The following is a 24,181-nucleotide window of genomic DNA, read 5'->3' on the forward strand; positions in this document are numbered from 1 at the left end:
GCTGATTAAACTAAAATATGCTATGATTAATATTGCAGGAGTGTGATAATATTATGAAATCTATAAACTATTTTGCTGACCTAGACTTAGTTAATAAGCAATTACAGGAAGGGGCATTTTTAACTGTAAGATCTAAAGACCGGCTTAATACTATGACCATTGGCTGGGGAATGATCGGTTATATCTGGAATAAGCCTATTTTTCAAGTCTTAGTCAGGCCTTCTAGATATACATATAATTTGCTGAGAGAAGTTGATAATTTTACTGTTTCAGTACCTTATGAGTATGATATGAATAAAGAACTTGCTTATTGTGGCAGTAAATCTGGAAGAGATGTTAATAAGTTTTCTGAATTAAATTTAAAAACTATCGAGTCTCCAGATGTTAACTCGCCATTTATAAAAAGAGCTACTTATCATTATTCATGCAAGATTTCATATAAGGATAAGATAATCAAAGATAAACTTAATCAGGGTATCTTAAATAATTTTTATCCTGATGGAGATTTTCATTATCAATATTATGGCGAGATTGTCTCTGCATATAAAAATTAGATTTAGGAGGAATTATTATGAATTTTAAAGAATTAGTAAAAGGTAATCGTTCATATCGTCGTTATGATGAAGAATATGATTTAAAAAGAGAGGATCTAGAATATTTAATTGATTTAGCAAGAATGACAGCATCTGCTGCTAATCGTCAGCCATTAAAATATTTTTTATCTAATGAAAAAGAAACTAACAATAAAATTTTTGAGACATTAAGCTGGGCTGGTTATATTAAAGACTGGGATGAACCTAAAAAAGGTGAGAGACCTTCAGGATATATTGTAATTCTTGGAGATAAAACTATTTCAAAAAATTATTTCTGTGATCCAGGAATAGCAGCACAAACTATTTTATTAGGGTCCAGAGAAAAAGGATTAGGTGGATGTATTTTTGCTGCAATTAATAAAGAAAAATTAAGGGAAAATCTGAATTTGCCTAATAAATATGAAATATTATATGTAATATCCCTTGGTAAGCCAGTCAAAAAAGTCGTTTTAGAAGAAATGGATGATAATGATAATATAAAATACTGGAGAGATGAAGATAAAGTTCATCATGTTCCAAAAAGGAACTTAAATAAAATAATTATCAACTAAATTATATTAGGATGGCTTATAGCCATCCTATATTTATTATAATAATTTAATATAGGGGTAAATTACATGTTTAAAAAACAAAATCAAATTTTACATTATATTGGTGCTTTAATTTTTATCATATCTGCTATTTTAATTTTACCTTTACTTATTTCTATTTTAAATAATGAAAGCTTTGAAATTTCAGTTATATATCTTATAACAACATTGATTTTTTCTGTGATTGGGATTTTATTATATAGATTAAATAAAGTTAAGCGGGAAATAAACATCGCTACTGGTATGCTTTTATGCAGTTTAGGCTGGATTATTGGTTCTTTTATTGTATCAATACCATTTTATTTAATTTTTAAAATACCATATATTGATGCTTATTTTGAGGCTATGAGTGGTTTTACAACAACAGGAATAACTATGTTAACCGGTATCAGTAATTATCCTGCTTCTATATTATTTTTGAGAGCAGTTATCCAGTGGCTTGGTGGTTTAGGAATTTTAACCTTCTTCCTATTGGTGACTTTTAGATTAGGAAGTGGAGTCTGGCATCTATTTACAGCAGAATCCCATAAAGCTTTAAATTCCAGACCAGTTCCAAATATATTCAAAACAATTAAGATTTTATGGTCAATATATATAGTTCTAACAATTTTATTGGTTATAATTCTTTTGATTTTAGGATTAAGCTTTTATGATGCTCTTACTCATGCTTTTACAACATTATCGACTGGTGGATATTCAAATTATGATACAAGTATAGATTATTTTAGAACTGCAGGATACGGAAATTATATTCTAATTGAGTATGCCTTTATAGTATTTATGTTTTTTGGTGGCGTAAACTTTTTAATATTCTATAAGATAAAAAATCTGGAATTCAATGATGTTTTAAATGATAGAGAGCTAAAATTATATTTTAAAATAATTGTTTTTACAACTTTTTTAATTTTATTATCTGTAATATTTACTAATTCAATTAGCTTTGATTTTAAAATGATTGAAGAAAATTTTAGAAAAGTTTTATTTCAGGTTGTTGCTATCTTAACTACAACAGGTTATGGAACTAAAGATATAGCTGCACCTTATTTTACGGCTTTTGCACGACAATTATTTTTATTTTTAATGTTAGTTGGAGGTTCAGTAGGTTCAACCGGTGGAGGAATAAAAGTATATAGGGCTTTAGTTTTAAAGGAATTATTTACCAGAGAAATAAAAACATTAGGATATCCAAGAAAAGCAGTAAAACCAATAGTAATAAATAACTCTATTATAGAAAAATCAGAAATATATAGAATAGCCGGTATTTTCTTTGCCTGGTTAGTGTTTATATTAATAGGTGGTTTGATAACAGCTTTATTTTCAAACCATACAGCTTTAGAATCTATTTCCGGAATGTTTTCTGCAGTTAATAATATAGGACCTTCATATATCTCTGTTTCTGAAATGACTGAATTAAATCCAATTATTAAAATTACTTATATAATAGGAATGTTAGCAGGAAGACTCGAATTAATACCAGTTATTGCATTATTTAATAAAGATATCTGGAATAAATAAATTTTTAATAAGAGGTGTCTAAAATATATATTTTAATAGCAGGTGGAGGAATTGTTGGAAGAAGCCTTGTAAAAAAATTAGTAGATAAGCATGATATTGTTGTTATTGATTTAGAAAAAGAGGTATGTGAAAGAATATATAGTCAATATGGAGCAGTCAGTGTTCATGGTAATGCAACTAAAATTAATGTATTAAAAGATGCAGGTATAGAAAAATGTGATGTTGCAGTAGCTGTTATGAGAGATGATGTTGATAATTTAGCCTTTACAATATTAGCTAAAAACTTTGGTGTAGATAAAATACTCGTAAGAATGAGAGATCCAGAATATGAAAATGCATATAGATTGGCTGGAGCTACAAATATTGGGGCAGTAATGAACCTTTTGGCTGAGAGGTTTGTTGTTGATATTGAAGAGCCAAGAATTAGAAAAGTCGCATCATTAGGAGATGGAAAAGCTGAAGTTTCAATTATCACTATACCAGAAGATGCAAGATCTGATGGTCAATCTATTGCAGACATTGTAAATAATAGTGAATTTCCAGATGATTGTGTAATAGCTGGAATTTATGATACTGAAAATGATCAGCTAATTATTCCCAGGGGAAACAGGAAAATTCATGCCGATAATCAGGTATTTTTAGTTGCAACAAAAGAAAACATGATAAAAGCAGCAGACTTTTTAATGGGTGCTTTATAATCACACTACAACACTTTAATGCATTCAATTGAAGCTTTTTGTGAGAAAAGTTATAATATTAAATGGATAAACTATAATTTGGAGGGGATAAAGTGAAAAAATTAGTAGAAACAGTACCAAATTTTAGTGAAGGTAGAGATCAGGAAAAGATTGATGCAATTGTCAAGCCATTTAAAGAAATTGAAGATGTCAAATTGCTGGATGCTTCAGCGGATAAAGATCATAATCGATTAGTTGTAACTGCAATCGGTACACCAGAAGCTGTGGAAAAAGCAATTTATGATTCAACAAAAATTGCAATCGCTGAAATTGATATGGAAAAGCATGAGGGTGAACATCCAAGAATGGGCGCAGTTGATGTAATTCCATTTACACCAGTTAAGAATATTGAAATGGAAGAGGCCAAAGAATTAGCTGATAGAGTCGCGAAAAAATTATCAGATGATTTTAATTTACCAATTTTTATGTATGAAGAGTCAGCAAGCAATGAAAAGAGAAGAAACCTTGCTAAAATTAGAAAAGGCCAATATGAGGGTATGAAAGAAAAAATAAAAGAACCAGAGTGGCAGCCTGATTATGGTCCAGCAGAAATTCATTCATCTGCAGGAGTTACTGCTGTTGGTGCCAGGATGCCATTAGTTGCATTTAATATTAATTTAGATACTAATAATAAAGAAATAGCAGATAAAATAGCCAGAAAAATTAGACATTCTGGTGGAGGTTTAAGATACTGTAAAGCAATTGGAATTGATTTAAAAGATAAAGGTATTGCTCAGGTATCAATGAATATGACTAATTATAAAGGAACATCTTTATATCAAGTAATGGAAATGGTAAAATTTGAAGCCGAAAGATTTGGCGCAAATATAATTGGCAGTGAGTTAATTGGTTTATTACCTTCTGAAGCATTATTTGATGTTGCTGAATATTATCTAAAGTTAGATGACTTTGATTTAAATCAGGTAATAGAAAACAGATTATTGGAAGACCTCTAATGAATAATAATCTTATGATTGTTTACAATATTGGTGAGCTTATAACTTCAACAGATCCATGGCTTATAAAAGATGCAGCTATAGTAATTAATGAAAAAACTGGATTAATTAAAGAGATAGGTAAGAATAAAATTATAAAAGAAAAATATAACCTCACTAATAATAACTCAATTGATGCTAAAGGTGCATCAGTCTTGCCTGGATTTATAGACTCCCATACCCACTTTGTATTTGGAGGATACAGGGCAGATGAATACTTATGGAGATTAGAGGGCCAGTCTTATTCTGAAATAATGGAAAAAGGTGGCGGCATTGTAAATACTGTTGATGCAACCAGGCAAACTAGTTTTGATGAACTTCTAAACGCAGGTAAAAAGAGACTGGACAACTATTTACAGCAGGGTGTAACAACAATCGAAGGAAAGAGTGGATATGGCTTAAATATCGAAACAGAAATAAAACAATTAGATGTTATGAGATCTTTAAACTGCAAACATCCTATAGATGTAGTTCAGACCTTTATGGGAGCCCACTCTGTTAGCAGAGAATTCAATGACAATAAAGAGGGCTTTGTCAATTATGTAATTGAAGAGATGCTTCCAATTGTTGCAAAAAGAGAAGATGTATCATTTTGTGATGTTTTCTGTGATAAGGGTGTATTTACTACCGAAGAGACTAAAATGATTTTACAGGAAGCCAAATCATTAGGATTAAAGCCAAAATTACATGTTGATGAGATTGCTTATGTTGGTGGTGCAGAATTAGCAGCTGAGCTTAATGCAGTTTCAGCAGAGCATTTATTAAAAGTGTCTGATGAAGGAATTACTCGAATGGCTGAAAATAATGTAATCCCTGTAATTTTGCCAATTACGGCATTTAGCCTTCAAGAAAAATATGCACCTGCAAGAAAAATGCTTGATAATGGGTTAAATGTTGCAGTTTCTACTGATTTTAATCCTGGAAGTTCACATTCTTATTCAATTCCATTATTATTATCTTTATCTGCTATTAAACTTAATATGAACTTAAAAGAAATAGTTAAAGCTGTAACCATTAATGCTGCTAAAGCTTTAGATAGAGATAAATTAATCGGTAGCTTAGAGCCTGGTAAGTATGCTGATTTAATTATATTAGATGCTCCATCATACGAGCATTTGATTTATAATATTGGAGGCAATATTGTAGATACAGTGATTAAGAAAGGCTCTATAGCTCATAAAAAAGATAAATTATATTATGAAAAGAATAATATCATAAAGGGTGATAAATAATGGCATTTGCAAATTTATCTTTAAAAGAATTTTCGGAAGAAGTTGCTTCTAACAAACCAACTCCAGGTGGAGGTAGCGTAGCTGCATTATCTGCAGCATTAAGTTCATCCCTATTAAAAATGGTAATAGTTTTAACCAAAGACAATAATGAGCTGGATTCCTTTAAATCTGATCTTAATAAAGATATTCAAGACGCTTTTCATTTAATGGATAAAGACAGTGATAGCTTCAATGAAGTAATGAAAGCTTTTAAGATGTCAAAAGAAACAGAATTAGAAAAGCAAAAAAGAAAAGAAGCTATCCAGGCTGGTCTCAAAAAAGCAAGTTTAACTCCGCTGGATACAATGAAATTAGCATATAAATTAATAGAGATTTCCATTAAAGTCGCAAGGCATGGCAATAAAAATGCAGTTACAGATGCAGGCGTTGCAGGTTATATGGCTTTTTCCGCACTCCAGGGCGGTTATTATAACGTAATTATCAATACTGCATCCATAAATGATGAAGATTTCGTTAATACTACAGAAAAAGAAGCAAATGAAATGCTGGAGAGATCGAAATCTTTATTAGAAGAATTAAACGATATAGTTATTAATACTGTATCATAAGAGTATTATTTTAAAGAAAAATCAAATTAAATAAAGCGATTTTATATAAACCTTCGCAAAATACTTATTTTGCGAAGGTTTATATTTTTAATTAAAAAATCATGAAATAGAGAATTATTCTATAGGTATTTTTATTTGCTGTCCTGGCCTTATATCACTATTATTCATATTGTTTATTTCTTTTATTTCATAAATAACTTCTCTTAGATCAGTTTTTGTACCATAATATCTTCTAGCTAAATTCCAGAGAGTATCTCCGTTTTGTACAATAACCCTTTCTATTTCTATATTTGATTGAGTCATAGAGCCATTATTAAAATTGCCATTTAATATTTTACCTCCAGATAGTATTGATGGGCTAAAATAAAAAATAGTCATAGATAATGTAATAAGTAAAGCTAAGATCAATAATAGGTTATTACTGAAGCTTTTCATTATAAATCCCCCTTTAGCTCGAACTTTAGTTCAGTACTTATGTTCAATTATACCAGAACATAAGTTCAACTTCAACCCCTTTTCTATTAATTTGTGAACTATTGTTTGTTAAATTTAATATTATATGATATAATATTACTATCAATCATTATTATTTGGAGGGATAATATGAACGATTTAAGTGATAGACAAAAACAAATTTTAGAACATATTATAGATGAATATAATACTAAAGGTTATCCACCTTCTGTAAGAGAAATTGGAAAAGCAGTTGGATTAAAATCTCCAGCATCAGTTCATAACCATCTTAAAACTTTAGAAAAATTAAATTATATAAAAAGAGATCCTGATAAACCTAGAGCAATTGAAATTTTAAAAGGTAATAAAGAAAAAATTAAAACTGAAGAAATAGTTAATATACCTATATTAGGAAAAGTAACCGCTGGTGTCCCGGTATTATCTGAAGAAAATGTAGAAGATTATTTTCCACTTCCGATTAATTATTTTAAATCAGGAAATAGTGATGTTTTCATGTTGAAGGTAGATGGACAGAGCATGATAAATGCAGGAATTCATGATGAAGATTATGTAATTGCAAAAGAAACCAGGCAAGCAAAAAATGGAGACATTGTAATAGCTTTATTAGAGGATGAAACCACAGTTAAAAGATATATTAAAAAATCAGACCATATTGAATTATTACCAGAAAATGATGATTTTGATACAATCAAGACTACCAATGTTACAATATTAGGCAAAGTAATTGGTCTCTTTAGGTCTATTAATTAAATATATTATTAGATAATATAAAAAAATTAAAGGTTGTCCCAAGCATCGGGACAACCTTCTCTTTATCAAAATATAAAATCTGATAATAAACTGCCTGTCTTTCTTAATTCATTAATGGCTCTAAGTTTATGACCTTGTTCATAATAATTTACCCCTAATAATAAACGGGTATATTGATTATTTTCTATATCCAATGACTTATTTAAACTATCATGAGCTTCTTCAAATCTTTCTGATTCTATTAGTGCTGCTGATTTATAATTTAAAGGCCAGATATTATCAGAATCAATTTCAATTATTTTATCAAAATAATCTATAGCATTGTCATACTCATCAAAAATCACATAATAAAATGCATGGTAATTCAAATATAAAAGCTTATCTTCTTTCTGATTAATATTATTTACTTCCTGATTAAACATTTCATCAAACTCATCTCTAGAAAAATCATCTTGAAATTGATCCAGGATATCCATAGTTTCATTAATCATGCCTAAATTAGCCATAGAAACAGTTTTATAATAATTATTTGCTAATGAATCAGGATTCTCATTATATTTAACCTCAGCTTGTTCATAATGCTGCTCCCAATAGCTATCAGTTGCTAAAGAGGTTCCTGAAAAAATTATTATTGCACAAATTATAAAACTTATAAGTAATCTTTTATAATTTATCAAAAGTAAATCATCCTTTAAATATATTGCTATTTTTTAATCTTTCTAAAGCCTCTTCTATTCTACTTTCATTTACCGTTAAAGCAATTCTAACATATTTATTGCCTTCATCACCATAACCAATACCTGGAGTAAAAAAGACACCAGTCTCTTCAAAGACTTTCTTAGAAAACTCTTCTCCAGTTGAATAACTATCTGGAATTTCAGCCCAGATATAGAAAGTAGCTGTGTTCTTATTAATATTCCAGCCTAATTCATTTAATCCATCTACAATTTTATTTCTTCTGTTTTTGTATATATCACATGTACTTTCTATTGCTGATCCATTACCATTTAAAGCAGTTATAGCAGATTTCTGGATAGCTTCAAATATACCAGAATCAATATTAGTTTTAATTCTACCAAGTGCATCTATAATCTTTTCGTTACCAACTGCCCAACCAACTCTCCAGCCAGTCATATTAAAGCTTTTTGATAGAGAGCCAAATTCAATTCCAACATCTCTTGCACCTTCAACTTCTAAAAAACTTAATGGTTTATTATCTTCATAATAAATCTCTGAATATGCAGAGTCATGAGCAATTATAAAATCATATTTTTTAGCATAAGATATCATTTCTTTAAAAAAGTCCTCATTTGCAGTAGCTGCAGTAGGATTATTCGGATAGTTTAAGAATAATAGCTTAGCTTTTTTTAATATTTCTTCATCAACAGAATCGAGATCTACTAAAAAATTATTTTCTTTCTTTAAAGGTAATTTTTCAACCTTGCCTCCTGCTAATAATGAAGCAGTATTATATACAGGATAGCCTGGATCAGGTACTAAGGCATAATCATCTTGATTAATATAACAAAAAGGCAAATGAGCAATCCCCTCTTTCGAACCAATTAAAGAGATAACTTCAGTGTCTGGATCTAAATCAACTGAAAATCTTTCATTATACCAATTAGTTACTGCATCCCTATATTCATATAAACCTTCATAAGATGGATAACTATGTGTTGATGGGTCCTGGACAGCTTCGATCATACTATCTACAATATAATTCGGGGTTGGTTGATCAGGATCACCAATACCAAAACTAATTACATCAACTCCATTTTCTTTAGCTTTATTAATCATTTTATCAATTTCAGCAAATAAATATGGTGGCAAATTCTTAACTCTTTTAGCTTCTTCCATTAATAACACCTCTTAAGATTATTTGTTGTTAATCACTATTATACATTAATTATACCATTAAAAACAAGTCTAGATTCTCCTTTAATATAAACACCATCATCATTCCACTCAACCTGTAAATTACCTCCAGGTAATTCAACTAAGGCTTTTCTATCAACTAAATTATTTAACGAAGCAGCCACAACTGTAGCAGCTGCGCCAGTACCACAGGCTAGAGTTGCGCCAGCTCCACGTTCCCAGACATTTAACTTAATTTTATTATTATTTATTTTAGTTGCAAATTCAACATTTGTTTTTTCTGGAAAGAGTGGATTCTTTTCAATTTTAGAACCGATATCTTTCCAGTTTAACTCATCAATATCTTCATTAAAAAAGATAACAGCATGAGGATTTCCCATTGATACCATGTTAAACTTATACTCTCTACCATCTATTAAAAGTTTTTGATTTAAAATATATGAATCTTTTTTTATTTCTGGTAAATCTATTGCTAAATTTTCATTTTTCAATTCTGGTTTTCCTAAATTCACACTAATAATTGCTGATTTCTGATCTTTATTATACTCCATTATCTCTGGAATAATTTTACCAGCTTTCGTTTTTAAACTCAATTTCATTTTCTCAGTCAAATTATATTCCTTAATATAATGGGCAATACACCTAATCCCATTACCACACATCTCAGCTTCAGACCCATCAGAATTATGAATTATAATCTCAAAATCATAATCTGGATCATCTATAGAAAGAATCTCTAAAATTCCATCTGCCCCTACACCAAATCTCCTATTACATATATTTTTAATCTTATCTTTATCATCAAATTCTAGATTATTCTCTCTGTTATCAACAACTATAAAGTCATTACCTAAACCATGCATTTTAGTAAACTTAAATTCCATTTTGATTCATTCCTTTCAAAATACTCAAATTTATTACACGCAGTTTTAATAATATATGCTAGTAATTCTGTATTATTCCAATGATCAGGATTTAACCAGATATTCTTTGAATTTCTCCTTAAAAAAGTGAGTTGTCTTTTTGCCAGATGGCGAGAGCCCTGTTTTATATTCTTTATTGCAGTTTCTTTATCAGCTTCTCCATCTAAAAATTCTTTAATTTCCTTATAACCCAGGGCCTGACCTGCAGTTCGCCCTGGATTAAAATTATTAAATAAATACTCAACTTCTTCAATGAGTCCATTTGAAATCATTTCATCAACTCTACTATTTATTTTATTATATAACTTTTGTCTATCTCTTTTTATTGCAAATTGCAAATAATTATATCGACTTTTTTTTCTGTTTTGCCTGAATTCAAAATATGTCCTGGTTCTTCCAGTCATATGATAGATTTCAATAGCTCTAGTCACCCTTCTTGTGTCATTAGGGTGAATCCTTTTAGCATATTCCGGGTCGATCATTTTCAAGTAATTATGCAATCTGTTTTTATCAATAGATTTAAGTTCTTCTTTATACTTTCTCCGAAAATCATTATCTGGTAAATAAGGTAACATAAAACCCTCAACAACAGCCTTTATATACATGGTTGTACCACCAACTATTATTGGGAGTTTTCCTCTTTTAAATATTTCATTTATTTTCTGATCAGCTAACTTTTTATATCTAGCAACAGAAAACTCTTCATCTGGCTCACAGATATCAATTAAATGGTGGGGTATTTCTTTCTGGATATCTTTAGAAACCTTATCAGTCCCAATATCCATATATTTATAAATTTGCATTGAATCTGCAGAAATTATTTCAGCATTTAAAAGTCTTGCTAATTTAACAGAAAGTCCAGTTTTCCCGCTTGCAGTTGGCCCAGTTATTATCAATAGGTCTGGTCTTTTAATCATATCTTTCCACCTTCTGCTTTAACTCATCAATCGATAAATTTATTATAATTGGCCTATAATGGGGGCAATAAAAGGGATTAGAGGTATCAAATAAATCATCAACTATTTTTTCCATTTCAGAGTTGGAGAGATATTTCCCTTCTTTAACAGCTTTCCTGCAGGAATTATACATTAATAACTCATCAACTAGTTCATTATTTTTAGCAACTTTAGCAGTTTCTAATAGATGATTAATTAAATCACTAATACTCTCTTCAGGATTCTTATCTTTAATAAAATCTGGAACTGAAGTAACAGCATATTTAGATGGACCAAACTCATCAATTTCAAACCCGAGACCATTAAGTTCATCTTTAATTTCAATAAGTATTTCTTTTTCTTGAGCATTCAAATTTAACTGAATTGGTGTTAATAGCATTCTGCTGTTATTTGATTTGGAATTAATTTTTGCTTTCAAGTTATCATAAATAATTCTTTCATGGGCATTATGTTGGTCAATTAATAAAACTCCCTGATTAGTTTCAGCAATGATGAATAATCTATGCAATTGACCTAAAATATTTCTAATCTCTAGATCCTCATTATCTTCATTACTATCTTGATCAACTTCATCCAAACTATCTGGATAATCCCTATTATTAACGTTCTTGCTGTAAGATAAATCAGCTTGTACAGTCCTGGACTCATCTTCATCAATATTTTCATTTTCTTTTATTATATCACCAGTAAGGTTAAGCCTGGATGGCAGGTATTCAACTTCTCTCTTTAAATTTTTATCCTTATTATTTGGTTTAGATTTAGCTTGATTGCGATTTTTCTTAAAACTATTTGAGCTTTTTTGTTTATTAAAGCTACTATCACTTGTCTTTTCTTTATTTTTTATAAGAATATTTTTAACATTACTCTTAATAGTTTTCTTAATATCCTTTCCTCTACTAAACTTAACTTCCCTTTTAGTTGGATGGACATTAACATCTACTAAAATTGGATTTAAATCTATATTAAGAAATATTAAAGGATATTTCTTAATTCCAAAAAGTTCTTTATAGGCTTCTTCAACAGACAGACGTAAAAACTTATTATAAACTGGCCTTCCATTTACAAAATAGTATTGATGCTGTCTTGACGATCTCATAATATCTGGTTCAACAACAAAGCCAGAAACTTCAATAAAGTTATCTTTAAATTCAACAGAAATTAATTTATCAAAAACATTTTCACCATAAATACTATATATTACATCCTTTAAACTCTTACTACCAGGAGTTGTAATGGTTCTATTGCCATTATGGTCAAGAGTAAATTTAACATCAGGCCTGGCCAGAGCAGCAGCAGTAATTATTCTACTGATATGAGCAGCTTCTGTAGAGGTTTTTTTCAGATACTTATATCTGGCAGGCGTATTAAAAAAGAGGTCCTTAACAGTTATTTCGAGACCTTTATTATAGCCGATTGTTTCTTTTTCAATTATTTCGCCACCATTTAACACCAGTTTGACGCCTTCTTTTTCCTCTTTATGACAGCTCTTAGCAATAACTTTAGCAACTGCAGCTATACTTGCAAGAGCTTCACCTCTAAAACCAAGAGTTCTTAATGAATATAAATCATTGACATCCTCAATTTTACTGGTTGCATATCGGGAAAAAGCCAGCTCTATCTGATTACTTCTAATGCCTTTACCATTATCAATGACCTGTATAAGATCTTTACCACCATTTTCAATGACAATCTCTATTTTATCAGCGCTGGCATCTAATGAATTTTCTATCAGCTCTTTAACGACAGAAGCTGGCCGCTCTACAACTTCTCCAGCTGAAATTTGATTTGCAATCTGCTCAGATAATTTTTTAATTTTAGCCATAAACTCTATTCATCTCCTGTAAGATCCTGTTTGAATTCATACAACTTCTCCAGAGCTTTAATAGGAGTTAGATTATTAATATCTAATTCTCTAATTTCATTGATTATTTTTTCTTCATTTTCTGGATAACCAAATAATTCTAGCTGTTCATCGTCAAGTCTATTAAAATCTCTTCCATCAATTTCTCCATTATTATTTTCAAGTTTATTTAAAACAAGATAAGCCTGATCAATTATTTCTTCTGGAAGACCGGCAATTTTAGCAACTTCAATCCCATAGCTATCATCAGCAGAACCAGGTTCTATTTTGTGTAAAAACTTAACCTCATTATTTTCTTCAGTAACTACAACATTTAAGTTTTTAATACCATCATTTTTATTTGCCAGAACTGTTAACTCATGATAATGAGTTGCAAATAATGTTCTAGCACCAATTCTATCAGGGTTATTTATATAATTACTTATAGCCCAGGCCAGACTCAAGCCATCATAAGTGCTGGTTCCTCTGCCAACCTCATCTAAAATTACTAAACTTCTGGCAGATGCATTATTAATAATATTACTAACTTCATTCATTTCAACCATAAATGTACTCTGACCAGTTGAAAGGTCATCACTGGCCCCAACCCTTGTAAATATACGATCAACCAGTCCAATCCTGGCAGCTCCTGCAGGAACAAATGATCCAATCTGTGCCATTAAAACAATCAGAGCTACCTGACGAAGATAAGTAGATTTACCAGACATATTTGGCCCTGTAATTATCATAAATCTATTATTTTTTCTATCAAGCCGACTATGATTAGGAACAAAATCTACATCATCCATAATCTCAACGACAGGATGTCTGCCTTCAGTAATTGTGATTATATCACCATCATCAACCTCAGGACAGATATAATTGTTTTCAGCAGCAACCTCTGCAAGTGAGATTAATACATCCAGGGTTGCCAGTTGTTTAGCAGTGATCTTAATCCTTTCTAAAACCTTATTGGCTTCTTCTCTAAGTCTGGTAAATATTTTATATTCTAATTCATGAATCTGGTCTTCAGCCCCTAAAACCTGGGCTTCCTTTTCTTTTAGTTCAGGAATTATATAGCGTTCACTATTGCTTAATGTCTGCTTTCTTTCATAATCATCTGGTACAGTATCCAGATTAGCCTTAGTAACCTCTATATAATAACCAAAAACTTTATTAAAACCTACTTTTAAAGAACCAATTCCCGTTCTTTTCCGTTCTTTAGGCTGCAAATTGGCAATCCAATCTCTGGCCTCCTGAGATTCTTCCCTTAAATTATCTAATTCCTCATTAAAGCCAGATTTAATTAAACCACCTTCTTTTGGAGAAACAGGGGGTTCCTCTACTAATGCATCGTTTAATATCTCAAGCAGCTCTGGAATCTCATCCAACTTATTTTTAATCTCAATTAAATAGACAGACTGAAAATCATCAAGTTTATTTTTCAATTCAGGGATTAGATTTAATGAACTTCTTAAACAGTCCATATCCCTGGGATTTATAGAACCATAGCTTATTTTGCTCAAAATTCTTTCTAAATCATATATTCCCTTTAAACTATCCTGAAGCTTTTTTCTTTTAACAAAACTATCCAGCAACTCTTTAACTGCATTTTGTCTTTTTTCAATCTTTTCAATTTCTAGAAGAGGTTGATTAATCCATTTTCTTAATAGTCTAGCTCCCATGCTATTAATAGTATGGTCCAGTACAGAAAGTAGAGAACCATCAAATCTACTATCGATAATTGTTTGATTCAATTCTAAATTTCGCCTGGTAGAACTATCAATAACCATATATTCTTCAATAAAATACCTGCTTATACTTGAAATATGATCCAAACTTTTTTTCTGAGTATGATTAATATATTTTAAGATCAAAGCAGCAGATTTAACTGCAGAATCCATATTTTGCAGATTAATCTCCTCTAAATCATTAATACTGAAATGCTCTAAAAGGATATTTTCAAAATCATTTTCTAATTTATCTGATTGATTCTTGATTTCCTCTTCAATATAACTAATATGATAATCGTTATTTTTAATTAATCTTTCCCATTGGTTATCAGGATTGAAACCCTTAGTAATAACAATTTCACTGGGATTTAAGCGATTTAGTTCATCATAAACCTCATCAATGTTTTTTGTCTCAGTTACATTATAATCACCAGTAGATACATCTATATAGGATAAACCATAATTATTATTAATTTCAGCCAGGGCTACTAAATAATTATTTTTTCTTTCAGTCAGGATTTCATCCTCGATTACAGTTCCTGGGGTTATAACCCTAACGACATCTCTTTCAACAAGGCCACTGCTCTCATCTGCATCTTCAATCTGTTCACAAATGGCAACTTTATAATCTGCATTAATTAATTTTGCAATATATGGAGCAGCTGAGTGGGCAGGTACTCCAGCCATTGGCGTTTTTTCCCCACCGCCTTTATTCCTGGAAGTTAATGCAATATCCAGTATCTGAACTACCTCTTCAGCATCATCTCCAAACATTTCATAAAAATCACCTAATCTAAAAAATAAAATAGAATCAGGATATTTATTTTTCAATGAAAAATATTGTTGCATCATTGGTGTAACCTTAGCCATTATTTAACCTCCAAAAATCGAGCATTTCCCTAATTATTTACAATATCGCCATAAAGGGTCCAGCTTCCAGCTTCATTTATCTTAGCAGTAATAATATTACCAATTAACTTTTTTGTTTTAGCTGGAATTATTACAAGCTTATTACCATCAGACCTTGCAGAAAAATAATCTGGATCTTTTTTGCTTTCACCTTCAACTAAAACATCTATCTCTTTTCCGATTAATTCCTGATTTACCTCATAACTTATCTGATTCTGTTTATCCATTAAAGCCTGCAGTCTTCTGTGTTTTTCTTCAGAACTAATCTGATCAGCTTTTTTGGCTGCAGGAGTGCCTTCTCTTGGTGAATATGCAAAAGTATAAGCCATATCAAAACGAACTTTTTCAACTAAAGAAAGAGTCTTTTCAAAATCAGATTCAGTCTCACCAGGAAAGCCAACAATAAAATCTGTAGTAATTACAGCATCAGGAATATTGTCTCTGATTTTATTAATTAAACCAAGATAATGTTCTCTGTCATATTTTCTGTTCATAGCTTTTAAAATCCTGGAACTCCCAGACTGAACTGGAAGATGAAAATGTTTAGATATATTATCATTCCTGGCAACAGTTTTAATAAGTTTATCAGATAGATCTTTAGGATGAGATGTCATATATTTAATTTTTTCTAAACCATTAATTTTAGCTAATTCGCTTAATAAATCAGGAAAATCATAATCGTCATCAAGATCAAGTCCATATGAATTTACATTCTGGCCAAGCAGAGTTATATCAATAACTCCATCTGCAACGAGTTTTTTAACCTCATCAACAATATCCTCAAGTGGCCGACTTCTCTCAGATCCCCGGACATGTGGAACAATACAGTAACTACAATAATTATCACAGCCCTGAATAATAGTAACCCAGGCCTGGAATTTATTTCTCCTTTTGCTTGGTAAATCAGGGATTAAGCCTTTATCTTCTTCCCAGACATCAATCACCCGCTCCTCACCATGTTTTACCTGATTTATAAGTGAAGGTAACTTGTGAATATTATGAGTTCCAAAAATTATATCCACCTGTGGATATTTCTGATACAATTCGTCAACAGGCCCTTTCTGCTGCATCATACAGCCGCCTACAGCAATAATCATTTCAGGATTATCTTCTTTCAACTGTTTTAAAGACCCGACTTTTCCAAAAACTTTCAGCTCAGCATTTTTACGAATTAAACAGGTATTAAAAACTATTATATCAGCCCCAGCATGGTCATCAGTTTCTTGATATCCCATGCTTTCTAACATGCCAGCAATTTTTTCAGAATCATGTTCATTCATCTGGCATCCATAAGTTATTATATGATAATTCATCATTATATTTAATAAATCCTCCTAATTATTCTTCTTTTAAATCCTCAAGTTCATCATTATGCCCCATAATAATCAGAGTATCGCCTTCAAGAACTTTATCCTGGCCACCAGGAGCTAAATTCAAATTCTTTCCCCTTCTAATGGCCATTACGTTGGCATTATATTCTCTTCTAAAATTAATTTCCTGTAAAGTTTTGCCAACCATCTGACCAGGAGCAATAACCTCAATAATACTATACCCTGGAGCAAAATCTATATAATCAAGCATATTTGGGCTGATTAGCTGTCGGGCAACCCTCTCACCCATATCTCTTTCCGGGAAAACAACCTTATCAGCTCCGACTCTGCTTAAAATTTTGCCATGCATTTGATCCTGGGCTTTAGCAACCACCTCTGGCACACCCATCTCCTTTAAAATTAAAGTAGCCAGGATATTGGCATGAAGGTTATCTCCTATGCTGACAACAGCAGTATCAAAATTATTGACACCTAAAGCACTTAAAGCTGCTTCATCAGTAGCATCAGCCTCCACTGCATGGGTCACATGTTCAACTAATGCATCAACACATTCTTCGCATTGATCAATGGCCAGCACATCATGACCGTTATCTGCTAAAGTCCTGGCAACACTGGAACCAAAACGGCCCAGACCTATCACAACAAACTGTTTCATTATAAATCCTCCTTAACCAACCATAATTTTTTCCTGTGGATATCTATACTTTCCATGTCTGACTTTCTGCCCTAGGGCTAGGGCAAGTGTCAGTGGCCCGACCCTGCCTAAAAACATGGTAATAATTATTAAAACTCTACCAATCGACGAGAGCTCACTGGTTATACCAGTTGAAAGACCAACAGTACCAAAGGCAGAGACAACCTCAAATAATATTTCTAAAAACTGTCCATCTTCAGTAATTGTCAAAATAAAAGTCATCAGCAAAACAATCCCTAAAGCCAGCAAAATAATAGTTAATGCCTTAAAGACTATCTCATAATCAACCCGTCTTTCATAAAACTCTATATCCTTTTTATTTCTTATCTTATTAAATGCCGTAACAATAATTAAGCCAAAGGTTGTTGTCTTTATCCCGCCACCGGTAGAACCAGGTGAAGCACCAATAAACATTGCAATTACAATAAAGAAAAGAGTAGTACTTCTTAATGCACCAGTTGGGATAGTATTAAAACCGGCTGTCCTTGGCGTAATTGATAAAAAGAAAGAAGATATTATCTTTTCACCAATGCTGGCATCTGCAATCGTATTAATATTACCGGTCTCTAAAATAAAGATTATAACAAAACTTACAACAGTCAGTAAACTAGTAACAGTCAAGACCAGCTTGGTCTGCAGACTGAATTTTTTCTTGCCTTCCCAGCCTAAAAGTTCAACAATAACAGCAAAGCCCAGTCCACCCAGTACAATTAAAGCAATCACTGTTAAATTAATTATCGGATCACCGAAATATCCTTCAAGACTGGTGCCAAATAAGTCAAAACCGGCATTATTAAAGGCAGAAACAGCATGAAATACAGAAAAATATAGTGATCTAATAATAGAGTAATCATATCTTAATCTAATAAATAATAATACAGCCCCAATCCCCTGAATAGTCAGAGTTAAAGCGATTACATACTGAATCAATCTCAATAAACCGGAGATTTTAAACTGATTAAGATCCTCCTGGATTAATATTCTTTCCTTTAAGGAGATCTTCTTACCTAAAATCAAGGCAATCAAAGTTGACATAGTCATAATCCCCAGCCCGCCAATTTGAATCAAAACCATAATTACAACCTGACCAAATACAGTAAAGGCAGTGCTTGTATTAACAACAATCAGGCCAGTAACACAGGTAGCAGATGTTGCAGTAAATAATGCTGTTAAAAAACCAATACTTCCTGGATCAGTTGAAGCCTGGGGCAAAGTTAATAAAAATGTCCCAATAGAAATAACAATAAAATATCCAAGCACCAGAAATTGGGCCGGAGATAAATTTGTTGGTGAAAAATCAGCCTTATTCAGCATAATTATGTATCCCTTCCCTGCCATCATATTTATCTAAATATCACCTTTTATTATACTATACAAACTATCATATATCAATTTATCTAACTTGACTTAGTTATAATATTATAGTATTATTAATATTGTAAATCAAATATGTTTTTAATGGTGAGATATAGAGAGAGCCATTGTTAGTTAGGGGAAGCTATGCCTTCTTTTAACTAACTGGCTCTCTTTTTGTATTTAAATAATATTATAAAATTATAATTAAATCAGGAGAGGAGCAGAAAATATGAATGATAAAAAGTATGATATTCTAATAGTCGGAGGTGGAGTCGTCGGTACAGCAATCGCAAGAGAGCTGTCAAAATACAACCTGTCAATTGCCCTTTTTGAAAAGGAAACTGATGTAGCTTCTGGAACCTCTAAAGCCAACTCTGGCATAATTCATGCAGGTTATAATGCCTCAAAAGATACTTTAAAGGGTAGATTAAATATAGAATCAAATCCTATGTTCGATCAAATAGTCTCTGATTTAAAGGTTCCATTTAAACGGATAGGTTCTCTGGTTGTTGGCCACAGTCAGGAAGATAAAGAAAAATTAATCCTGGAAAAAGAAAAAAGCCTGGCTCAAGCAGATATTGATTTAAGAGTTATTGAAAAGCAGGAATTAAGAGAAAAAGAGCCTGATCTGGCTGAAGATGCAATTGTTGCTCTCTATGCTCCAAATGCAGGAATAATCTCTCCTTATAAATTAACAATTGCCCAGGCAGAAAACGCAGCCAATAATGGTGTTGAAATCCATTTGCAAACCGAAGTTAAACAGGTTTTACATGAGAATAACTATATTACAGGAATAAAGACCAATAAAGGTGAATTTTATGGCTCTGTCGTTATAAATGCAGCTGGACTTTATGCTGATAAAATAGCTGCAACAGTTGGAGAAAATTATGAGATAGTCCCAAGAAAAGGTGAATATAATTTATTCGATAAAAAATATGGTTCCCTGGTTAATCATGTCATCTTCCCAATGCCATCAGAGAAATCCAAGGGAATACTTATAACACCAACTGTAGATGGCAATTTATTATTAGGACCTAACTCATATGTTGTCGATGATAAAGACGACCTTGAAGTAACCGAGCAGGGTTTAAATGAGATCTGGTCTGGAGGCAAAAAACTATATCCCTCATTACCAGGTGGCGGTGTTATCTCATCATTTGCTGGTCTTAGAGCAACTATTCCAGCAGATCCATATAATGATGATTTTAAAATTGAAGCTTTAGATAAACCAGTCGGTTTTATTGATGTAGCAGGGATACAGTCTCCTGGCCTCTCTTCTGCTCCAGGAATTGCAAAAATGGTAGAAAGACTAATCAAGGATATCTCTACTGAAATTAAAGCACCAATTTCCTTAAAAGAAAAACCAACTTATAACCCTGAATTAGATAAATTGCCCCGGCTTGATGATTATAAAGATCACCGTGAAGATTGGCATCAGGTTTATCAAGAGGATAATAATTATGGTGAGATAGTTTGTCGCTGTGAACACGTAACTAAAGGAGAAATAATTGCAGAATTAAAAAAATCACTTGCCCCTCCAACACTTGATGCTCTTAAAAGAAGAACCAGAGCTAGCGGTGGACGCTGTCAGGGCGGTTTCTGTGGGCCAAGGATTGCAGAAATAATTGCCGAAGAATTCAATATATCACCATTAGAAGTAACCAAAAATGGCCCTGGATCAGAAATCTTAATGGAAAGAGTAAAGGATATAAAAGCCGATCGGGACATCACATATAGGAGGCAAAAGGATGAAAACTAAAAGAGAATTAGTTGTTGTTGGAGGTGGGCCAGCCGGTCTTGCTGCTGCCCTTGAAGCCCATAAAAAAGGTGTTAAAGATATCCTTTTAATTGAAAGGGATGAATATCTCGGTGGAATCTTACAGCAGTGCATTCATAATGGGTTTGGTTTGGATTATTTTAATGAAGAGCTTACCGGTCCAGAATATGCTGAAAGATTTATCGATGAACTTAAAGATAAAAACATAGATGTTCAGTTAAAAACAATGGTTATAGATATCAATGAAGAAAAATTAATAACTGCCTTGAGTTCAAAAGATGGTATAGAGTTTATTGAAGCAGAATCAATTATCCTGGCAATGGGTTGCAGAGAGAGAACTAGAGAAGCTATTAGAATTCCAGGTACCCGCCCTGCCGGTGTCATGACTGCCGGAGCGGCACAGAGATATATTAATATCGAGGGCTATCTTCCTGGCAGAGAAATAGTTATCCTTGGTTCAGGAGATATTGGTTTAATAATGGCCAGAAGACTTGCTCTAGAAGGGGCCGATGTCAAAGGAGTATTTGAAATTATGCCCTATTCATCTGGCCTTGTCAGAAATAAAGTACAGTGTTTGGATGATTTCGGTATACCTCTGTATCTTCAGCAGACAGTTGCCAAAATTTATGGGCAAAAAAGAGTCGAAGCCGTAGATATCGTTGAAGTTGATGACAATCTAAATCAAATTACTGAAACTAAAAAGACAATTCAATGCGATACCCTTCTTCTATCAGTCGGTTTAATCCCTGAAAATGAATTAAGTCAGCAGGCCAATATTTCCCTTGATGATATTACTGGAGGCCCGATTGTAGATCAGACACGAGAAACTGATATACCTGGAGTATTTGCCTGTGGCAATGTTCTTCAGGTTCATGACCTTGTAGATAATGTAAGTGAAGAGTCTGAAATTGCAGGGAAAGCTGCTGCTGAATATCTTTTAAATGATCAAGAAAAAGAAATTGAGCAAGCACTTGAGGTTTCAGCTGGAGAAAATATAACCTATGTAGTTCCTCATACATTAAATCTGAATTCCAAGACAGATCCCATAATCGAGTTATTTTTTAGAGTTAAGGACCCGGCAGAAGATTGTAAGATTTCGATAAAGGATAATAAAGAAGAACTGGCCAGTTATACCAGGCCAATCGTTGAGCCTGGAGAGATTGAATCAGTTAAATTGCCGGTAAAATTAATTAATAAAGACTCAAATGAAATAATAGTCGAATTAATAACAGGGGGTGAGTAGCATGGATCAAAGAACGATTGTCTGTTTAAGTTGCCCTAAAGGCTGTCGGGTTACAGTTAAGGCCAACGGAGATGATATTAAAGATATTAGTGGCCATGAATGCCCCCAGGGGATAGAATATGCTAAAAATGAATATCTAAATCCGACTAGAATTCTACCAACTACTGTCAGGGTGAAAAATGGACAGATAGCCTTAGTACCAGTCAAAACTGCTGCCCCAATCCCTAAAGGAAAAATTGGAGAAGCAATGCAAAAACTGGCAGAAGTTGAAGTTGAAGCTCCTATAAAACTAGGCCAGGTTATTGTTGAAAATATAGTAGAAACCGGTGTAGATGTAGTGGCAACCCGTTCTATCAAAGCAAAAAATTAATATTATGTAACCTCTAAACTCAAAAGCCAGCATATCAATTATTATGCTGGCTTTATCAATTCTTATTATTATATTTTAGTTATAGCACAATAAAACTCCAGGACTGTTCCGTATTTCCTCCGAGATTGCTCCGGGTCCGCTCCGGCTTTAATCCAGTCCCCCTTATATCTTAATGTAAATCAGACCAGGCCAGAGTTCCTTTAATAGCCTTCTGCCAGCCCTGATATAATTCTTTTCTTTTATCTGAATCTAAATCAGTCTCAAAAACATTTTCAACATTTCTGATGCTTTTAATCTCATCTAAATTACCCCAGAAACCAACAGCAAGACCTGCTAAAAATGCAGAACCTGCAGCAGTTGTTTCAGTATCCACCGGTCTCTGAACCTCAGTAGCTATCATATCAGCCATAAATTGCAGCATAAAGTTATTTGCTGATGCTCCTCCGTCGACTCTTACCTCTTTAAATTCAATTCCAGTATCTTCAACCATGGCCTCTAATAAATCTTTGCTCTGATAGACAATCGATTCTAAAGTAGCTCTTATCAAGTGATTTTTAGTCGTTCCCCTTGAGATACCAAACATAGTACCCCGTGCTTCTGAATGCCAGTGAGGAGCTCCCAGGCCAGTAAAAGCTGGCACCAGATAGACACCATCAGTATCATCAACTTTTTTTGCAAAAAACTCAGAGTCAGCTGCATCTTCAATTAAACTCAATTCATCTCTTAGCCACTGGATTGCCGAACCAGCATTAAAAATACTTCCCTCTAATGCATAGGTAACCTCTCCATCAATCTCCCAGGCTATAGTTGTCAGCAGCCCATTTTCAGAGATATAAGGTTCATTACCTGTATTCATCAATAAAAATGCACCGGTTCCAAGTGTTATCTTTGTCATACCAACTTCAAAACAGTTTTGAGCAAAGGTAGCTGCCTGCTGGTCTCCAGCAATTCCGGCAATTGGAACTTCTTCACCAAAGAAATGGTGAGCAACTGTTTCAGTATAAATCTCACTGCTTGAACAGACTTCAGGCAGTATATTACCTGGAACATCAAGGATATCTAGAAGTTCATCATCCCATTCACCTTCATGAATATTATACATTAAAGTTCTAGAAGCATTGGTTGCATCAGTGACATGTCTTTTTCCACCACTTAACTTCCAGATCAACCAGCTATCGATCGTTCCAAATATAATTTCATCATTTTCAGCCCGTTCCCTTGCCCCGTCAACATTATCCAGAAGCCATTTAACTTTAGTTCCAGAAAAATAGGGGTCCAATACCAGCCCGGTCTTCTTATTAAATAAATCTTCATAGCCTTCATTTCTTAAATCCTGACAGATATCATTAGTTCGCCTGCATTGCCAGACAATAGCATTATGAATTGGTTCAGAAGTTTCTTTATCCCAGAGTACAGTGGTTTCTCGTTGATTTGTAATTCCAATCCCGGTAATTTGAGAAGGTTTAATTCTGGCATCTTTAATAGAACCTGCCATAACCCCCAGGGTTGAGATCCAGATATCAGAAGGATCATGCTCCACCCAGCCTGATTTTGGATAAATCTGTTCAAACTCCTGTTGAGATTTACCAACTATCTCTCCAGCTTTATTATATATCATAGCTCTGGTACTTGTTGTTCCCTGATCTATTGCCATTATAAATTTATCCATTAAGAAACCCT

22 protein-coding genes are annotated in these 24,181 nt (G+C 32.6%); 11 read left to right on the plus strand and 11 right to left on the minus strand.

Features of this window, described 5'->3' with window-relative positions:
• Positions 1–53: 53 nt before the first annotated feature.
• From I0Q91_RS06090 to I0Q91_RS06120, 7 genes are all read left to right on the plus strand, one after another.
• Positions 54–554 carry a flavin reductase family protein gene (locus I0Q91_RS06090; RefSeq protein ID WP_270453533.1) on the plus strand — a complete coding sequence of 167 codons (501 nt, stop codon included), beginning with the start codon at positions 54–56 and terminating at the stop codon, positions 552–554.
• Between the two features lie 17 nt (positions 555–571).
• Positions 572–1,144 (plus strand): nitroreductase family protein, encoded by a 573-nt coding sequence (locus tag I0Q91_RS06095; RefSeq protein ID WP_270453534.1) that lies wholly within the window; start codon positions 572–574, stop codon positions 1,142–1,144.
• 66 nt (positions 1,145–1,210) lie between these two features.
• Positions 1,211–2,698, plus strand: coding sequence for a TrkH family potassium uptake protein (locus tag I0Q91_RS06100; protein ID WP_270453535.1), 1,488 nt, complete (start codon positions 1,211–1,213; stop codon positions 2,696–2,698).
• A gap of 14 nt (positions 2,699–2,712) precedes the next feature.
• Positions 2,713–3,396 (plus strand): potassium channel family protein, encoded by a 684-nt coding sequence (locus I0Q91_RS14420; RefSeq protein ID WP_270453536.1) that lies wholly within the window; start codon positions 2,713–2,715, stop codon positions 3,394–3,396.
• 92 nt (positions 3,397–3,488) lie between these two features.
• Positions 3,489–4,391 (plus strand): glutamate formimidoyltransferase, encoded by a 903-nt coding sequence (ftcD, locus tag I0Q91_RS06110; RefSeq protein ID WP_270453537.1) that lies wholly within the window; start codon positions 3,489–3,491, stop codon positions 4,389–4,391.
• Positions 4,391–5,662 carry an imidazolonepropionase gene (gene hutI, locus I0Q91_RS06115; RefSeq protein WP_270453538.1) on the plus strand — a complete coding sequence of 424 codons (1,272 nt, stop codon included), beginning with the start codon at positions 4,391–4,393 and terminating at the stop codon, positions 5,660–5,662. The genes ftcD and hutI overlap by 1 nt, the downstream gene beginning before the upstream one ends.
• Positions 5,662–6,270, plus strand: coding sequence for a cyclodeaminase/cyclohydrolase family protein (locus I0Q91_RS06120; protein WP_270453539.1), 609 nt, complete (start codon positions 5,662–5,664; stop codon positions 6,268–6,270). The genes hutI and I0Q91_RS06120 overlap by 1 nt, the downstream gene beginning before the upstream one ends.
• A gap of 114 nt (positions 6,271–6,384) precedes the next feature.
• Here the strand turns inward: I0Q91_RS06120 and I0Q91_RS06125 are convergent, their stop codons facing one another.
• Positions 6,385–6,705 (minus strand): LysM peptidoglycan-binding domain-containing protein, encoded by a 321-nt coding sequence (locus tag I0Q91_RS06125; RefSeq protein WP_270453540.1) that lies wholly within the window; start codon positions 6,703–6,705, stop codon positions 6,385–6,387.
• Positions 6,706–6,873: 168 nt separating this feature from the next.
• Here I0Q91_RS06125 and lexA point away from each other — a divergent pair, with 168 nt between their 5' ends.
• Positions 6,874–7,494 carry a transcriptional repressor LexA gene (lexA, locus tag I0Q91_RS06130; RefSeq protein ID WP_270453541.1) on the plus strand — a complete coding sequence of 207 codons (621 nt, stop codon included), beginning with the start codon at positions 6,874–6,876 and terminating at the stop codon, positions 7,492–7,494.
• Positions 7,495–7,559: 65 nt separating this feature from the next.
• Here the strand turns inward: lexA and I0Q91_RS06135 are convergent, their stop codons facing one another.
• The 9 genes from I0Q91_RS06135 to I0Q91_RS06175 are packed head-to-tail and all read right to left on the minus strand — an operon-like array spanning position 7,560 to position 19,069.
• Positions 7,560–8,171 (minus strand): tetratricopeptide repeat protein, encoded by a 612-nt coding sequence (locus I0Q91_RS06135; RefSeq protein WP_270453542.1) that lies wholly within the window; start codon positions 8,169–8,171, stop codon positions 7,560–7,562.
• A 7-nt stretch (positions 8,172–8,178) separates the two neighbouring features.
• The gene (locus I0Q91_RS06140) at positions 8,179–9,351 is read right to left on the minus strand and encodes an LL-diaminopimelate aminotransferase (RefSeq protein ID WP_270453543.1); all 1,173 of its coding nucleotides are present in this window, start codon (positions 9,349–9,351) and stop codon (positions 8,179–8,181) included.
• A 38-nt stretch (positions 9,352–9,389) separates the two neighbouring features.
• A complete protein-coding gene (gene dapF, locus I0Q91_RS06145; protein WP_270453545.1) occupies positions 9,390–10,253 on the minus strand; it encodes a diaminopimelate epimerase in 864 nt (287 codons plus the stop codon).
• A complete protein-coding gene (gene miaA / locus I0Q91_RS06150; protein WP_270453546.1) occupies positions 10,220–11,209 on the minus strand; it encodes a tRNA (adenosine(37)-N6)-dimethylallyltransferase MiaA in 990 nt (329 codons plus the stop codon). The genes dapF and miaA overlap by 34 nt, the downstream gene beginning before the upstream one ends.
• The gene (mutL, locus tag I0Q91_RS06155; protein WP_270453547.1) at positions 11,202–13,070 is read right to left on the minus strand and encodes a DNA mismatch repair endonuclease MutL; all 1,869 of its coding nucleotides are present in this window, start codon (positions 13,068–13,070) and stop codon (positions 11,202–11,204) included. The genes miaA and mutL overlap by 8 nt, the downstream gene beginning before the upstream one ends.
• A gap of 5 nt (positions 13,071–13,075) precedes the next feature.
• Positions 13,076–15,691, minus strand: a complete 2,616-nt coding sequence (gene mutS / locus I0Q91_RS06160; RefSeq protein WP_270453548.1) for a DNA mismatch repair protein MutS — start codon at positions 15,689–15,691, stop codon at positions 13,076–13,078.
• Positions 15,692–15,720: 29 nt separating this feature from the next.
• Entirely contained in the window at positions 15,721–17,046 is a 1,326-nt protein-coding gene (gene miaB / locus I0Q91_RS06165) for a tRNA (N6-isopentenyl adenosine(37)-C2)-methylthiotransferase MiaB (protein ID WP_270453549.1), read from the minus strand.
• A 22-nt stretch (positions 17,047–17,068) separates the two neighbouring features.
• The gene (locus I0Q91_RS06170; protein ID WP_270453550.1) at positions 17,069–17,716 is read right to left on the minus strand and encodes a potassium channel family protein; all 648 of its coding nucleotides are present in this window, start codon (positions 17,714–17,716) and stop codon (positions 17,069–17,071) included.
• 12 nt (positions 17,717–17,728) lie between these two features.
• Positions 17,729–19,069 (minus strand): TrkH family potassium uptake protein, encoded by a 1,341-nt coding sequence (locus tag I0Q91_RS06175; protein ID WP_270453551.1) that lies wholly within the window; start codon positions 19,067–19,069, stop codon positions 17,729–17,731.
• A gap of 271 nt (positions 19,070–19,340) precedes the next feature.
• On the opposite strand from I0Q91_RS06175, the gene I0Q91_RS06180 reads away from it, so the two are divergent.
• The 3 genes from I0Q91_RS06180 to I0Q91_RS06190 are packed head-to-tail and all read left to right on the plus strand — an operon-like array spanning position 19,341 to position 22,501.
• Complete coding sequence (locus tag I0Q91_RS06180) at positions 19,341–20,870, plus strand: NAD(P)/FAD-dependent oxidoreductase (protein ID WP_270453552.1); 1,530 nt, start codon at positions 19,341–19,343, stop codon at positions 20,868–20,870.
• A complete protein-coding gene (locus I0Q91_RS06185; protein WP_270453553.1) occupies positions 20,860–22,131 on the plus strand; it encodes an NAD(P)/FAD-dependent oxidoreductase in 1,272 nt (423 codons plus the stop codon). The genes I0Q91_RS06180 and I0Q91_RS06185 overlap by 11 nt, the downstream gene beginning before the upstream one ends.
• 1 nt (position 22,132) lies before the next feature.
• Positions 22,133–22,501 (plus strand): DUF1667 domain-containing protein, encoded by a 369-nt coding sequence (locus I0Q91_RS06190; protein ID WP_270453554.1) that lies wholly within the window; start codon positions 22,133–22,135, stop codon positions 22,499–22,501.
• A 169-nt stretch (positions 22,502–22,670) separates the two neighbouring features.
• Here the strand turns inward: I0Q91_RS06190 and glpK are convergent, their stop codons facing one another.
• Positions 22,671–24,170 carry a glycerol kinase GlpK gene (gene glpK / locus I0Q91_RS06195; RefSeq protein ID WP_270453555.1) on the minus strand — a complete coding sequence of 500 codons (1,500 nt, stop codon included), beginning with the start codon at positions 24,168–24,170 and terminating at the stop codon, positions 22,671–22,673.
• Between the last annotated feature and the right edge of the window lie 11 nt (positions 24,171–24,181).

It is taken from the genome of Halonatronomonas betaini, assembly GCF_015666175.1.
In the GTDB taxonomy this organism is placed as follows: domain Bacteria; phylum Bacillota; class Halanaerobiia; order Halanaerobiales; family Halarsenatibacteraceae; genus Halonatronomonas; species Halonatronomonas betaini.

What these genes read in the sequence shown, in the direction of transcription:
- I0Q91_RS06090 (WP_270453533.1), top strand. Translation starts at nt 54, where the DNA reads ATGAAATCTATAAACTATTTTGCTGACCTAGACTTAGTTAATAAGCAA.
- I0Q91_RS06095 (WP_270453534.1), top strand. Translation starts at nt 572, where the DNA reads ATGAATTTTAAAGAATTAGTAAAAGGTAATCGTTCATATCGTCGTTAT.
- I0Q91_RS06100 (WP_270453535.1), top strand. Translation starts at nt 1,211, where the DNA reads ATGTTTAAAAAACAAAATCAAATTTTACATTATATTGGTGCTTTAATT.
- hutI (WP_270453538.1), top strand. Translation starts at nt 4,391, where the DNA reads ATGAATAATAATCTTATGATTGTTTACAATATTGGTGAGCTTATAACT.
- I0Q91_RS06120 (WP_270453539.1), top strand. Translation starts at nt 5,662, where the DNA reads ATGGCATTTGCAAATTTATCTTTAAAAGAATTTTCGGAAGAAGTTGCT.
- I0Q91_RS06125 (WP_270453540.1), bottom strand. Translation starts at nt 6,705, where the DNA reads ATGAAAAGCTTCAGTAATAACCTATTATTGATCTTAGCTTTACTTATT.
- lexA (WP_270453541.1), top strand. Translation starts at nt 6,874, where the DNA reads ATGAACGATTTAAGTGATAGACAAAAACAAATTTTAGAACATATTATA.
- I0Q91_RS06140 (WP_270453543.1), bottom strand. Translation starts at nt 9,351, where the DNA reads ATGGAAGAAGCTAAAAGAGTTAAGAATTTGCCACCATATTTATTTGCT.
- dapF (WP_270453545.1), bottom strand. Translation starts at nt 10,253, where the DNA reads ATGGAATTTAAGTTTACTAAAATGCATGGTTTAGGTAATGACTTTATA.
- miaA (WP_270453546.1), bottom strand. Translation starts at nt 11,209, where the DNA reads ATGATTAAAAGACCAGACCTATTGATAATAACTGGGCCAACTGCAAGC.
- mutL (WP_270453547.1), bottom strand. Translation starts at nt 13,070, where the DNA reads ATGGCTAAAATTAAAAAATTATCTGAGCAGATTGCAAATCAAATTTCA.
- mutS (WP_270453548.1), bottom strand. Translation starts at nt 15,691, where the DNA reads ATGGCTAAGGTTACACCAATGATGCAACAATATTTTTCATTGAAAAAT.
- miaB (WP_270453549.1), bottom strand. Translation starts at nt 17,046, where the DNA reads ATGATGAATTATCATATAATAACTTATGGATGCCAGATGAATGAACAT.
- I0Q91_RS06170 (WP_270453550.1), bottom strand. Translation starts at nt 17,716, where the DNA reads ATGAAACAGTTTGTTGTGATAGGTCTGGGCCGTTTTGGTTCCAGTGTT.
- I0Q91_RS06175 (WP_270453551.1), bottom strand. Translation starts at nt 19,069, where the DNA reads ATGCTGAATAAGGCTGATTTTTCACCAACAAATTTATCTCCGGCCCAA.
- I0Q91_RS06180 (WP_270453552.1), top strand. Translation starts at nt 19,341, where the DNA reads ATGAATGATAAAAAGTATGATATTCTAATAGTCGGAGGTGGAGTCGTC.
- I0Q91_RS06185 (WP_270453553.1), top strand. Translation starts at nt 20,860, where the DNA reads ATGAAAACTAAAAGAGAATTAGTTGTTGTTGGAGGTGGGCCAGCCGGT.
- I0Q91_RS06190 (WP_270453554.1), top strand. Translation starts at nt 22,133, where the DNA reads ATGGATCAAAGAACGATTGTCTGTTTAAGTTGCCCTAAAGGCTGTCGG.
- glpK (WP_270453555.1), bottom strand. Translation starts at nt 24,170, where the DNA reads ATGGATAAATTTATAATGGCAATAGATCAGGGAACAACAAGTACCAGA.